Source organism: Pseudothauera hydrothermalis, from assembly GCF_003345255.1.
Classification (GTDB): Bacteria; Pseudomonadota; Gammaproteobacteria; order Burkholderiales; family Rhodocyclaceae; genus Pseudothauera; species Pseudothauera hydrothermalis.
In genome coordinates this window covers 576,532-589,318 of the sequence record NZ_CP029331.1, presented here as the reverse complement: position 1 = coordinate 589,318, position 12,787 = coordinate 576,532, and the positions used below count along the sequence as shown (strand labels likewise).

At 66.3% G+C, this 12,787-nt stretch carries 14 protein-coding genes; 8 read left to right on the top strand and 6 right to left on the bottom strand.

What is annotated here, in order from left to right:
• Nucleotides 1-43: 43 nt before the first annotated feature.
• From DIE29_RS02895 to DIE29_RS02865, 7 genes are all read left to right on the top strand, one after another.
• Nucleotides 44-868 (top strand): biotin--[acetyl-CoA-carboxylase] ligase, encoded by an 825-nt coding sequence (locus tag DIE29_RS02895; protein WP_102040926.1) that lies wholly within the window; start codon nucleotides 44-46, stop codon nucleotides 866-868.
• A complete protein-coding gene (locus tag DIE29_RS02890; protein WP_114649158.1) occupies nucleotides 865-1,602 on the top strand; it encodes a type III pantothenate kinase in 738 nt (245 codons plus the stop codon). Before DIE29_RS02895 ends, DIE29_RS02890 begins: the two co-directional genes overlap by 4 nt.
• A gap of 68 nt (nucleotides 1,603-1,670) precedes the next feature.
• Complete coding sequence (locus DIE29_RS02885; protein ID WP_114649157.1) at nucleotides 1,671-3,038, top strand: TrpB-like pyridoxal phosphate-dependent enzyme; 1,368 nt, start codon at nucleotides 1,671-1,673, stop codon at nucleotides 3,036-3,038.
• A 28-nt stretch (nucleotides 3,039-3,066) separates the two neighbouring features.
• Nucleotides 3,067-3,801, top strand: a complete 735-nt coding sequence (locus DIE29_RS02880) for an SPOR domain-containing protein (protein ID WP_114649156.1) — start codon at nucleotides 3,067-3,069, stop codon at nucleotides 3,799-3,801.
• Nucleotides 3,801-4,412 carry a dephospho-CoA kinase gene (coaE, locus tag DIE29_RS02875; protein ID WP_418333297.1) on the top strand — a complete coding sequence of 204 codons (612 nt, stop codon included), beginning with the start codon at nucleotides 3,801-3,803 and terminating at the stop codon, nucleotides 4,410-4,412. Before DIE29_RS02880 ends, coaE begins: the two co-directional genes overlap by 1 nt.
• Nucleotides 4,413-4,488: 76 nt before the next feature.
• Entirely contained in the window at nucleotides 4,489-5,244 is a 756-nt protein-coding gene (zapD, locus tag DIE29_RS02870; protein ID WP_102040921.1) for a cell division protein ZapD, read from the top strand.
• 9 nt (nucleotides 5,245-5,253) lie between these two features.
• Nucleotides 5,254-5,448, top strand: a complete 195-nt coding sequence (locus DIE29_RS02865; RefSeq protein WP_102043076.1) for a DNA gyrase inhibitor YacG — start codon at nucleotides 5,254-5,256, stop codon at nucleotides 5,446-5,448.
• A gap of 51 nt (nucleotides 5,449-5,499) precedes the next feature.
• Here the strand turns inward: DIE29_RS02865 and DIE29_RS02860 are convergent, their stop codons facing one another.
• Both DIE29_RS02860 and DIE29_RS02855 read right to left on the bottom strand, forming a co-directional pair.
• On the bottom strand, nucleotides 5,500-6,438 hold the full coding sequence (locus DIE29_RS02860) for a Nudix family hydrolase (RefSeq protein WP_114649155.1): 939 nt from the start codon (nucleotides 6,436-6,438) through the stop codon (nucleotides 5,500-5,502).
• 4 nt (nucleotides 6,439-6,442) lie between these two features.
• Complete coding sequence (locus DIE29_RS02855) at nucleotides 6,443-7,339, bottom strand: ATP-binding protein (RefSeq protein WP_114649154.1); 897 nt, start codon at nucleotides 7,337-7,339, stop codon at nucleotides 6,443-6,445.
• Between the two features lie 222 nt (nucleotides 7,340-7,561).
• Between DIE29_RS02855 and mltA the strand changes: the two genes are divergently transcribed.
• Complete coding sequence (gene mltA / locus DIE29_RS02850; RefSeq protein ID WP_205409767.1) at nucleotides 7,562-8,806, top strand: murein transglycosylase A; 1,245 nt, start codon at nucleotides 7,562-7,564, stop codon at nucleotides 8,804-8,806.
• A 56-nt stretch (nucleotides 8,807-8,862) separates the two neighbouring features.
• Here the strand turns inward: mltA and DIE29_RS02845 are convergent, their stop codons facing one another.
• From DIE29_RS02845 to thiE, 4 genes are read right to left on the bottom strand one after another with little or no spacing between them, the layout of a single operon-like run.
• Nucleotides 8,863-9,579: a DsbC family protein gene (locus DIE29_RS02845; RefSeq protein WP_114649153.1), complete on the bottom strand. Its 717-nt coding sequence runs from the start codon at nucleotides 9,577-9,579 to the stop codon at nucleotides 8,863-8,865.
• Nucleotides 9,580-9,595: 16 nt separating this feature from the next.
• The gene (locus DIE29_RS02840) at nucleotides 9,596-10,768 is read right to left on the bottom strand and encodes a UbiH/UbiF family hydroxylase (RefSeq protein ID WP_102040917.1); all 1,173 of its coding nucleotides are present in this window, start codon (nucleotides 10,766-10,768) and stop codon (nucleotides 9,596-9,598) included.
• Complete coding sequence (gene hemL / locus DIE29_RS02835; RefSeq protein ID WP_114650242.1) at nucleotides 10,765-12,051, bottom strand: glutamate-1-semialdehyde 2,1-aminomutase; 1,287 nt, start codon at nucleotides 12,049-12,051, stop codon at nucleotides 10,765-10,767. Before hemL ends, DIE29_RS02840 begins: the two co-directional genes overlap by 4 nt.
• A 31-nt stretch (nucleotides 12,052-12,082) precedes the next feature.
• Nucleotides 12,083-12,739 (bottom strand): thiamine phosphate synthase, encoded by a 657-nt coding sequence (thiE, locus tag DIE29_RS02830; RefSeq protein WP_114649152.1) that lies wholly within the window; start codon nucleotides 12,737-12,739, stop codon nucleotides 12,083-12,085.
• Nucleotides 12,740-12,787 lie beyond the last annotated feature (48 nt).

Genomic DNA, 12,787 nt, shown 5'->3' with positions numbered 1-12,787 from the left:
GTAATGACGGATAATGCGGGCTTTCCAAGCCCTCAACTCCGTCATGACTGGCCGCGCCGCAAGCCCCATCGCCCCTAGCCCCGCGTTCGACCCCGCGCTGACGCACGCCGCGCTCGGCCAACGTGCCGAGGCGTTCGCCCTGCGCGTGGTCGACGAATGCGCTTCGACCAACGCTGAACTGGTCGCCCATCCCCCGGCCGACGATGGGCGCATTCATGTCCTGGTGGCCGAGCGGCAAACCGCCGGACGTGGCCGCCGGGGACGCCAATGGCAATCCTGGCCCGGCGGCAGCCTGACCTTTTCCACGCTGTGGCGCTTTGCCCCCGGCAGTCCGGTGCCGGCCGGCCTGTCGCTGGCGGCGGGGCTGGCGCTCGCCCGCACGCTGGAGAAACTCGGCGTCCAGGGCGTGCAACTCAAGTGGCCCAACGACGTGCTGGTGCACGGCGAGAAGCTTGCCGGCATCCTGGTCGAGCTAGTCCCCGGCCGCGGACGCACCCCGGCCGCGGTGATTGGCATCGGCGTGAACCTGAAACTGCCCGCCGACGCCCATATCCCCGACCAGCCCGGCGTCACCGACCTTGCCACCCATTGCAGCCCGCTACCAGATCGCGCCACCCTGCTCGGGCTGCTGCTGGCCGAACTGCATGACCTTTTCGCGCTCTACGCGAGCGCGGGTTTTGCCGCCTTGCGCAATGCCTGGCAGAAACGCAACGCCTTTGCCGATTTGCCGGTACGCATCAGCGGCGAGGGCAGCGAACTCACCGGCCTGTGCGTTGGCGTAGACGAGGACGGCGCGCTGCTGATACGCGGCGAGGCGGGTCTGAGCCGCATCCTGTCGGGGGAGGTATCGTTGCGGGTCGCCTCATGATGCTGTTACTGGACGCGGGCAACACCCGCATCAAATGGAGCGTAGCCGACAGCGGCGCCGAGCCGGGAAACTGGCGGGCCGCTGGCGGCTTCGAGCATGCCGAAGCGGCCTCGGCGCTGCCCGCGGTGCTGGCCGCCCACCCTGGCATCGACCGCGTCCTGGGCGCCAACGTGGCCGGCCCGGCGGTGCGCGCCCAGCTCGAAGCCCCTTTGGCGGCAGCCGGCCTGCCGGTCGAATGGCTCACGGCCACCGCCGCGCGCGCCGGGGTGCACAGCGCCTACACCGTTCCCGGTCAGCTCGGCGCCGACCGCTGGGCGGCGCTGATCGGCGCCCGTCGGCTGCATCGCGGCCCGTGCCTGGTGGTCTGCGCCGGCACCGCCACCACTGCCGATCTGCTCGATGCCGACGGCCTGTTTTGCGGCGGCATCATCCTGCCCGGCGTAGACCTGATGCTGCGTGCGCTGGCCGACAACACCGCGCAACTGCCGCTGGCCGACGGCCACTTCCGCGACCGGCCGCGCTGCACCGCAGATGCCATCGTCAGCGGCTGTCTGCACGCGCAGATCGGCGCGGTCGAGCGCATGTTCGCGCAGATCGCCGGCCAACCCGGGGCGCTGTGCCTGCTCTCCGGCGGCGCGGCGGGGCGTTTTGCCGAGTTGCTCGCGGTACCTTGGCGACACATCGACAATCTGGTGTTGATCGGTTTGGCCACCTGCGCCGCCGATCCGGCATGATCGGCTAATATTCACCCACATCCAAACGGCAAGGGGCCGGCCCCGCCCGACAACGCAAGGGAGATAGCATGACCGACGCAACCCGCATTCTGCTCGACGAAAACGAAATTCCCACCCACTGGTACAACGTGGTGGCCGACATGCCCAACCCGCCGGCGCCGCCTCTGGGGCCCGACGGCAAGCCGGCTACACCCGAGCAGATGGGCGCAATCTTCCCCGGCGCGATCCTGGAGCAGGAAATGAGCGCTGCGCGCTGGATTGCCATCCCCGAAGAAGTGCGCCAAATCTACAAGATCTGGCGGCCTTCGCCGCTTGTCCGCGCGGTGCGTCTGGAACGTGCGCTGAACACCCCGGCCAGGATTTTCTTCAAATTCGAAGGCGTCTCCCCGGCCGGCTCACACAAGCCCAACTCGGCGGTGCCGCAAGCCTTCTACAACAAGCAAGCCGGCATCAAGCGGCTGACCACCGAAACCGGCGCCGGCCAGTGGGGGTCGTCCATTTCCTTTGCCGGGCAAATGTTCGGCCTGGAAGTGCGGGTCTACATGGTCAAGGTCAGCTACCACCAGAAACCCTATCGTCGTCTGATGATGCAGACCTGGGGCGCAGAGGTGTTTGCCAGCCCTTCCGAGATGACCCAGACCGGCCGCGACGTGCTGGCGCGCGACCCGGACAACCAGGGTTCGCTCGGGCTGGCCATTTCCGAGGCGGTAGAAGAGGCTGCGGCACGCGCCGACACCAACTACACCCTGGGCTCGGTGCTCAACCATGTGCTGCTGCATCAGAGCATCATCGGTCTGGAGGCCAAAAAACAATTCGACAAGATCGGTCTTTACCCGGACGTGATCTTTGGCCCCTGCGGCGGCGGCTCCAGCTTCGGCGGCATCGCTTTTCCCTTTCTGGCCGACAAGGCTGCTGGCGACAAGCGCGCTGAGAAGCTGCGCTGCGTGGCGGTGGAGCCCACCTCCTGCCCCACGCTCACCCGGGGCCAATATGCCTACGACTTTGGCGATGCCTCGGGCTTTACCCCGCTGATGAAGATGTACACCCTGGGCCATGACTTCATGCCGCCGGGCATTCACGCCGGCGGCCTGCGCTACCACGGCGACTCGCCGCTGGTCTCGCAGCTTTTCCATGAAGGTCAGATCGAAGCGGTCGCCGTCCCCCAACTTGCCACCTTCGAAGCCGGCGTGCAGTTTGCCCGCACCGAAGGCATCATCCCCGCCCCCGAGTCCTGCCACGCCATCCGCGCGGCCATCGACGAGGCGCTCGCGTGCAAAGAGACCGGCGAACCCAAGACCATTCTCTTCAACCTCACCGGCCACGGGCATTTCGATATGGGTGCTTACGACCGCTTCTTCAGCGGCCAGCTCGAAAATTTCGACTACCCGGCCGAAGCGGTAGCCGCCTCGCTCGCCCGCCTGCCCAAGGTCGGTTGATCGACTCCCACCGCCACGGTCATCCGCCATGCCTGTGCTGCGCCTGCTGTTCATCGTTCTGCTGCTGCTCAACCTGCTCGCCCTGGCCGCGTCCACCGGATTTTTGGGCCTCAGTGGGCCGCGCGGCGAACCGGAGCGGCTGACCAATCAGCTCAATCCTGAGCGCATCCGGCTGCAAGGCGAACCCGCCGTGCCGTTGTCGGTTCCGCCGGCAGTGGCCACCTCCGAACCGCCGCTCATCGCCGATGACCGCCCCGCCGAACCGCCCCCCGCTGCAGACAGCACGCCCGCCCCCTCCACCACGGCACCGCCGGCCATCGGCTGCATCGCCTTCGACGGCTTAGGCGGCGATGCCGCCGACGCGGTGGTGCATCATTTCGACATCGCCGGGCTCAGCGTGCAACGCACCGGCGCCGAAGCGATCAGCGGCTGGTGGGTACGCATCCCGTCCACCGGCGCCCGCGACTATGCCGAACGCAAAGCACGCGAGCTGCGCGCGCTGGGCGTGGACGAGTTCTACATCGTGCAAGACCCGGGGCCCAACCAGTACGCGGTGTCGCTCGGTCTGTTCAAAACCGAAGCCGCCGCCGTACAGCACCTAGAGCGGCTGCGCAAACTCGGTGTGCGCAGCGCTTCGATCGGTACCCGCAGCACCACCGTGTATCGGGTCGAAGTGCAGGGGGCGCAGGCGCTCATCGACGCGCGCACCCGCGCCGGCCAGCTGCCGTCGACCGCACGTGCGGGCAGTTGCGTGCAACCATGATGACACACCGGTACATCGTCGGCCTGACCGGCGGTATCGGCAGCGGCAAAAGCGCAGTTGCCGACGGCTTCGCCCGACTCGGCGCGGCGGTTGTCGATACCGACCGGATTGCCCACGTACTTACCGCGCCCGGCGGAGCCGCCATGGCACAGATCGAAGCGGCTTTCGGTCCCTCGGTGATCGCCGCCGACGGCGCGCTCGATCGCGCAGCGATGCGCGAGCTGGCATTCTCCGATGCGGCCGCCCGCGCCCGGCTGGAGGCGATTCTCCATCCTCTCATCCGCAGCGAATCCGCTCGCCAGTGCGCGGCCGCGCAGGCACCCTATGTGGTGTTGGTGGTGCCCCTGCTGATTGAATCCGGACACTGGCGGAAACGTTGCGACCGCCTGTGCGTGGTCGATTGTCCCGAAGCGCTGCAAATCGAACGGGTGCGAGTGCGCAGCGCCCTGCCCGAGGCGCAAATCCGCGCCATCATGGCGGCGCAGGCCAGCCGCGCCGAACGTCTCGCGGTGGCCGACGATGTCATCGACAACAGCGGCACCCTCGCTGAGCTTGCGCCGCGAATCGAGGCGCTGCACCGGCGCTATCTCGCGCTCGCTGCGCGGTCATGACCTCCAATCGTATCGAAACCGCTGTGCTATCATGCCCCGAATAGGCAGAAACGACCTTTCCAGCAGGCCATGCGCGGTGATTAGTTACGAATACCCTCTGAACGAGCGTATCCGCACGCTTCTGCGACTTGAAGATCTTTATCAGAAAATCGGACATTTCCTGAGCGGGGATGTACCGCAGGATCATCACGTCACCCTGCTCACCCTGTTCGAAGTGCTCGAAGTGGCCAGCCGCGCCGATCTCAAAGTGGATTTGGTGCAGGAGCTCGAACGTCAGCGCCAGATTCTGATGAGCTTCCGCAACAATCCCGACATTTCCGAAGAGGCGCTGTCCGGCGCACTCTACGAGATCGAACAAGCTTCGTCCTCGCTATTGGCCATGGCCGGCAAGATCGGCCAGTATCTGCGCGAAAACGAATGGCTGATGAGCATCCGCAGCCGTGCCGCCATTCCGGGCGGGGTCTGCCAGTTCGACTTGCCGTCCTACCACTACTGGTTGAATCGCGACCCGGAACAGCGCCGGCGCGATCTGGAAGGGTGGCTGTCGCCGATGACGCCGATCCGCGACGGGCTGAACATCGTGCTGCGCCTGTTGCGCGCCAGCGGTCGCGCCGAAAGCCAGGTCGCACGCTGCGGCACCTACCAGCTCACCATGAGCGGACGCAGCGCGCAGATGTTGCGTCTGACGCTTCACCACGGCGAAGCGGTCGTGCCTGAGATCAGCGCCAACAAATATGCTTTGAATATCCGCTTTGTCATGCCCGAAACCCTTTCCCGTCCGCGCCTGGCCGAGCGCGACGTACCATTCGAGCTGACCTTCTGCAGCTTGTAGGAGGTGCGCGTGAGTCAAAAACCGCCGCGCATCGTCAAATGTCCAACCTGCGCCAAGCCGGTACCATGGACGCCGGACAGCCGCTATCGCCCGTTCTGCTCCGAGCGCTGCCGGCAAATCGACCTGGGCGCCTGGGCGGCGGAACGCTACCGCGTGGCGGCCGACGCGCCGCCCGATGCCGACCACGATTCACGGCACAACTAACAGGTCGATCGCGCAACGCAAAAACCGCCCTCGTCTTCGTGACCGACGCACTCAAGCCGCCCATGCACCGCGGATCGCTGCAAGGCCATGCGCGCCAGAAGCGCGCGCCGCAGGCATATCGGCGCGACTGACTCCGCCGAGTGCCAGCACCGGTATCGACAGTGCCGCCGCCAAGCGTCCAAAGCCATCCCAGCCCAGCGCGGCCTGTCCGGGATGGGTCGGCGTTTCGCGCACCGCGCCCAGCACCGCATAATCCAGTTCCAGCGCTGCCGCGCGCTCGAGTTCCGCGCGGCTGTGACAGGACGCCCCCACCCAGAGAAAATCCGGCCGCGCCGCCAGCGCGGCCAACTGCGCCGCCCGCAGATGCACGCCATCCGCGCCACAGGCGCGCGCCAGGGCCGCATCGCCATTGATCACCACCAAGGCTCCGGCGGCGTGCGCACGACGTACCACCTCAGCGGCAAAGGCGCTGCGCGACGGCTCATCGAGCAGCGGTTCGCGCACCTGCACCAGGCGTAAGCCGGCACCCAAGGCTGCATCCAGCGCGGCAAGCTGCGCGGCGATGCCGATTTCGCCGGCATGGGTGATACCCATCATGCGCGGCAGGCGCAGCGCTTTGAGGATAGGGCCGTTGGCCGGCAGCATCGGCGCCACGTCCAAGCGGTCGGCCCACTGCCAGGCGAGCGCACTGTGCACATGATCATTCACCTCGCCAGACCACGCCTGCACCTCGAAAAAATGCAGGCGCACATGAGCATGCTCGTAATGGTGCTCGCGTACCAGCCAAGGAGTGAGCGCATGCACCCGGATACCGAGTTCCTCGCGCAGTTCGCGTATCAACGCGCCTGCCGGTGTCTCGCCCGGCTCCACCTTGCCACCGGGAAATTCCCAGTAGCCGGGGAAGAAGGTGCCGGGCGCGCGCTGGCCAAGCAGGAAGCTGCCATCCGGACGAACCATCACCCCCGCGGCCACCTCGACGATTTTTGCCATGGCCTCAGTCCGTCTGCCGGCCGGCGTAATCACGGGCGAACTGCCAGGCCACCCGGCCAGAGCGCGAACCGCGCATCAACGCCCATTGCAGCGCCTCTTGACGGGCACGCGCAATGGCCTTGGGTTTGAGGCCAAAGACACCCAGCCAATACGCGACGATCGCCAGGTATTCGTCCTGGCTGAAGGGGTAGAAAGACACCCACAGGCCGAAACGCTCTGACAGCGAGATCTTCTCCTCGGTCGCCTCCCCCGGATGGATTTCGCCATCGACATGCTGGGCCTGACGATTCTCCTCATGGTATTCGGGCATCAGATGGCGACGGTTGGAGGTGGCATACACCAGAACATTTTCCGGCACCGCGGCCACAGAGCCGTCGAGCACGCTTTTGAGCGCCTTGTAGGCGGCCTCGCCCTCTTCAAAGGACAAATCGTCGCAAAACAGGATGAAGCGCTCCGGGCGACCATGGAGCAGTTCGACGATATCCGGCAGATCCACCAGGTCAGCTTTGTCAACCTCGATCAAGCGTAGGCCCTTGTCCGCGTACTCGGCCAACAGCGCCTTGACCAGCGAAGACTTGCCAGTGCCGCGTGCACCGGTCAACAACACATTGTTGGCGCGCCGGCCTGCTAGGAACTGGCGGGTGTTGTCGTCGATGCGCTGCTTTTGCTCGTCGATGTCCTGAAGATCGGCGAGGCGGATCACATGCGGATGGACCACCGGCTGCAACCAGGCGCGGCCCTGCTTGCGACGCCAGCGAAAGGCGGCGGCTGCGGACCAGTCCGGGGGCTCTGGCTCACCCGGCAACACCGATTCGAGGCGTGCCAGCACACGCTCGGCGCGTTCGATCAGGCGTGAAAAGTCCGCGATGGCGGTCACCGCTTGGGGTTGGGAATCACTCATCGGTGGTCTGCTCGTCCTGTTTGTTACGGTTTTTCTTTGGCCAACTTGCCCAGACGATGAGCAAAAGCAGCGCCAGCGCGACGCCGGCTTCGAGAAAAATCACCCACATCGCACACTCCTCCGGGCGTTCGCCTGCCACCGCCCCCGGCGTTCGCCGCGCAAGCGCGCGGACGGCCGGTATACTAGCGGGCCCGCCCCGAGTGTAACCCGAAGCTTGACTCGATGATCCCCTCTTGCGCACGACGGCCCGGCCGCTTGGCTGGCGCATTGATTCTTGCCGTGCTGCTAGGCGGCTGCGCCAGTCCGGCACCAAGCCCGGAACCGCTCGCCTGCCCGGCACCTACGCCCTGTCCCGCCTGTCCGGTGTGCCCGAAACCCGACGCCCCATCGGCAACGCCCGCCACCCCCGCCGCACAGGCGCTGCAAGCGGCCGACTGGTCGGCGCTGGAGGGCTGGGAGGAGGACGACCACGCGGCGGCCTGGCCGGCGCTGCGCGCATCGTGCACGGTGCTGGGCACGCGCCCTGGCTGGCAGGCGGTCTGCGCCGCCGCCCACCACCTGGGCGAGACAGTGTCGCCGGCGGTTGCGCGGCAGTTCTTCGAGGACCGTTTTACGCCGTGGGCGGTCGTGCGCCTGGATGGCGGGCGCGATGGCCTGATCACCGGCTACTATGAGCCGCTGATCAAAGGCAGCCGCGAACGCAGCGCGCGCTATCGCTGGCCGATGCATGGCGTGCCCCCCGATATGCTGACCATCGACCTGGGCGAGCAATACCCTGAACTCAAAAACATGCGTTTGCGCGGACGCCTGGAAGGCAACCGCGTGGTGCCCTACTATTCGCGCGGCGAGCTGGCGCAGCGCGGCCCCGGCGCGGTCGCGCCGGTATTGCTGTGGGCCGAAGACCCAATCGATCTGTTCTTTCTGCAGGTGCAAGGTTCCGGCCGGGTGGAACTGCCCAACGGTCAACAGATCCGCGTAGGCTACGCGGATCACAACGGCCACCCCTATCAGTCCATCGGTCGCTGGTTGATCGACCAGGGCGAACTGTCGCCTGCCGAAGCCTCGATGGACGGCATCAAGGCTTGGGCGCGGCGCAACCCGCAGCGCCTGTCGGAACTACTCAACGCCAACCCGAGTTATGTGTTTTTCCGCGAACTGCCGCCAACCGGTAGCGGTCCGCTGGGCGCATTGGGCGTGCCGCTTACTGCGCAGCGCAGCATCGCGGTAGACCCGCGCAGCATCCCGCTGGGCGCACCGGTGTTTTTGTCCACCACCTATCCGCTGTCCGAGCGTCCGCTGCGTCGGCTGGTGCTTGCGCAAGACACCGGCGGCGCGATCAAAGGCGCGGTGCGGGCCGACTTCTTTTGGGGCTTCGGCCCGGAAGCCGGCGCACTGGCCGGGCGCATGCGCCAGAGCGGCCGCATGTGGGTGCTCTGGCCACGCGGCCTGCAGCCGCCAAAACCCTGAAAAAGAGCAGGGCGCTGCCCGCGCCCCCGCGAATCCTGAATGCTTGCTGCCGCGCCTTATTTGGCCACCGCAGACAGCGCCTTTTCCAACTCGGCGGCCGGCAGATAGCCCCCGATCCGGCTACCGTCGGCCAGGAACATGGTGGGGGTACCGTTGATGCGTAGCTGCTGCCCCAAGGCCACGTTGCGGTCGATGACGCTACTGTCGCACTTGGCCGCCGGCGGCGTCTTGCCGTCGACGATCCAATCACGCCAGGTTTGTGCGCGGTCCTTGGCGCACCAGATGTTGCGCGACTTCTCGGTGGAGTCTGGGCTGAGGATGGGGTACAGAAAGGTGTAGACGGTCAGGTTATCCATCTTCACAAGTTCCTTGCCCAGGCGCTTGCAGTAGCCGCAGTTCGGGTCCTCGAAGGTCACCAGCACCCGCTTGCCATCGCCGTGCACCTGTTTGATCGCCTGATCCAGCGGCAGGCTGCCAAAATCGATTGCGGAGAGCTGATTGAGGCGCTCACGGGTCACATCGGCCCGGGTTTTGGTATCGATGATACGGCCATCGACGATGAAGCTGGTCTTGGCGTCGGTGTAGATCAGCTCGCCGCTTTTGAGCACCACCTCATAAAGCTCACCGTAGGGCGTGCGGTTTACCGACTCGACCGCCTGGGCGCCGATGAAGGCTTCGACCCCTTTTTTAACCGCCTCCTCGGATGCTTGGACTCCCCCCACAGCAGCCAAGGCGAGCGTGAGAGCAATGGGGCGCAAGGTGTTGGACAGCATCGATTTCTCCAATTGTTCAGAAATGTCCCTGGGCCGCGTAGCGAATCAGAGCGTTACGTACGACGGGTAGCGCATTGGTGAAGTTCAGCCCGAGGTTGCGCATCGTCGAGACAACGGGGTTGCGGTGGTTGAACAGGCGATTGAGCGCATGGGTGGTGTATTGCATGATCAACGGCTCTTCGGCCCGTTCGCGCGCATAGCGCCGCAGCACGCCGAGTTCGCCCGGATCGCGCCACTCTGGCAAGGCACCAAGCACGCCGGCCAGCGCGCGGGCGTCCTGGAAACCCAGATTGATGCCATGACCGGACAAAGGATGGATGGCGTGCGCCGCATCCCCGATGAGCGCCACCCGCGCCGCCACGGTGCGCTCGACACGCATCAAGCGCAGCGGAAAACCTTGGGCCGCGGTAACCAGCTCCAACTCGCCCAACACCCCACCGCCAGCGGCGGCCACCCGCTCGGATAGCGCTGCGGCATCGAGCGCGAGCAAGTCCTGCGCCAGTGTATCGGACGCGGACCACACCATGGAGATGTGATTGTCGGGCAAGGGCAACCAGGCCAGGATACCGTCCTGACGGAACCACTGGAAAGCGGTGTTGCGGTGCGGCTTGCGGCAACGGAAGTTGGCCACCACACCAGTCTCCCGGTAAGGGGTGATGCGAGCCCCGATGCCAGCCTGCTGACGCACCCAGGATTTGGCACCGTCGGCCCCGACGATCAGGCGGGCGCGGAGACTGCGCCCGCCGTCCAGGCCGAGCGTGATGCCGCCTTCGTCCACCGCCAGGGACTGCGGCGTTGCGGGACACAGCAAGGTGACGTTGTGCTGGCGCTTGACCGTCTCCCACAGCTCAATCTGCATCAGCCCGGCTTCGAGAATCCAAGCCAGTTCGCCGAGACCGCTGTCATAAGCGGAAAAATTCAGTCGTCCCCCGGCATCTCCGAATACCGCCATGTCATGTACCGGGCACATCCGCGCAGCATCCAGATGCTGCCACACGCCCAATTCGCGCAGAAAATCGGCGTTGGCCGGGCTGATCGCATACACCCGCGCATCCCAGCCGATGGAGCGCTGCGGCGGCTGCGACTCCACCAACGCAATCGACAGCCGACTGGCGCGCAGCGCCACCGCCAGACTGGCGCCAGCCAGTCCGCCGCCGACGATCGCCAGATCGAACCCCTTGGCGCTCATGCCACGAGTTCCGCAAACACCTTGCGCGCCGCCGCCACGGTATCGGCAATATCGGCTTCCGAGTGCGCCGCGGACACGAATCCGGCCTCGAAAGCCGAGGGCGCAAAATAATGGCCAGCCTCCAACATGGCATGGAAAAAGCGGTTGAAGCGTTCGCGGTCGGAGGCCATCACATCGGCAAAGGAAGTAGGTACTGCGGCACTGAAATACACCCCGAACATGCCGCCCAGCGCATCCGCGCTGAAGGTAACGCCCGCCTCGCGTGCAGCAGACGACAACCCGTCGGTCAAGGCGCGGGTGCGCGCGCTCAGACGCTCATAGAAACCGGGTTCGCGCGTCAGGCGCAGCGAAGCCAGTCCAGCGGCCACCGCCACCGGACTGCCGGAAAGCGTACCGGCCTGGTACACCGGGCCCAGCGGGGCGATCTGCTCCATGATGTCGCGCCGCCCGCCGAAGGCGCCCACCGGCATGCCGCCGCCGATCACCTTGCCCAGCGTGGTCAGGTCCGGGGTAATGCCGTACAAGCCCTGCACGCCCTGTGGGCCAACGCGGAAGCCGGTCATCACCTCGTCGAAGATCAGCACCGCGCCGTGCTCGGTACATAGCCGGCGCAAACCTTCGAGGAAACCGGGAGCGGGTTTGACCAGGTTCATATTGCCAGCCACCGGTTCGACGATCACCGCGGCAATTTCGCCGCCACGCGCCTTGAAGACCTGCTCGACGCCATCCAGGTCGTTGTAGTCGAGCACGATGGTGTGCTTGGCGAAGTCCGCCGGCACCCCGCCCGAGGACGGATTGCCAAAGGTCAGCAGGCCGGAGCCGGCTTTGACCAGCAGGCTGTCGGCGTGGCCGTGGTAGCAACCTTCGAACTTGACGATCGCATCGCGCCCCGTGAAACCGCGCGCCAGACGAATGGCGCTCATCGTCGCCTCGGTGCCGGAGCTGACCAGGCGCACCATTTCCATCGACGGCAGTAGCTCGCACAGCAATTCGGCCATGTCGACCTCGGATTCGGTGGGCGCACCGAAAGACAAACCCTTGAGCGCCGCCTCGCGCACCGCTTCGACGATGGCCGGGTGCGCATGGCCGGCGATCGCCGGCCCCCAGGAACCGACGTAGTCCACATAGGCTTTGCCGTCCGCATCCCACACCCGCGCCCCTTCCGCGCGCGCCACAAAGCGCGGCGTGCCGCCCACCGAACGGAAGGCGCGCACCGGCGAGTTGACACCGCCGGGGATGGTTCGCTGGGCACGCAGGAAAAGGGCTTCGTTTCGGCTATTCATGGCGTCGTCGTTCGCTGACTTGAAAAAGGGGTCATTGTGGCCGCGCAGCCGAGCCGGGTCCAGCACAAAACGCCGCCGCGTAAGCGGCAGCGCGGGCAGCCGGATCGGCAGCGGCAAACACATCGCCGATCACCGCCAACAGGTCGGCACCGGCCGCAACCAGCACGCCAGCATTTTCCGCGGTGATACCACCGATCGCCGCCACCGGCCGACCAAGCTCGCGTCGTGCGCGGCCGAGCAAACCCAGCGGCGCACGCACCGCGGCCGGCTTGGTGGAAGAGGCGAACATCGCCCCGAAGGCGAGATAGTCGGCACCTGCCTGGGCGCCAGCCACCGCGCGCGCCCACTGGTCGTAACAGGACACACCAAGGATGCGCCCGGTGCCGAGGCGCGCGCGAGCCGCCGCCGGGTCGCCGTCATCACGGCCAAGATGCACCCCGTCGGCGGCAATGTCCAGCGCCAGTTCGACGCTGTCATTGACCACCATCGGCACGCCGGCGGCACGACACAAAGCCAGCACTGCGGCGGCCTGAGCGCGACGCCCCGCCGCATCCAAGCACTTGTTGCGGTACTGCAACAACGCCGGCCGCGCCGCGAGCACCTGGCGCACCCGCGCCAGCAACCGGGCGGTGTCCTCCTCGTCGGGCGTAACCAAATACAGCCCGCGCAGCATCGGATCAACATTCATGGTTTCGCGGGCGCACCCCGAAAAAACGGTCCGCCGCCGCGCCGCCGG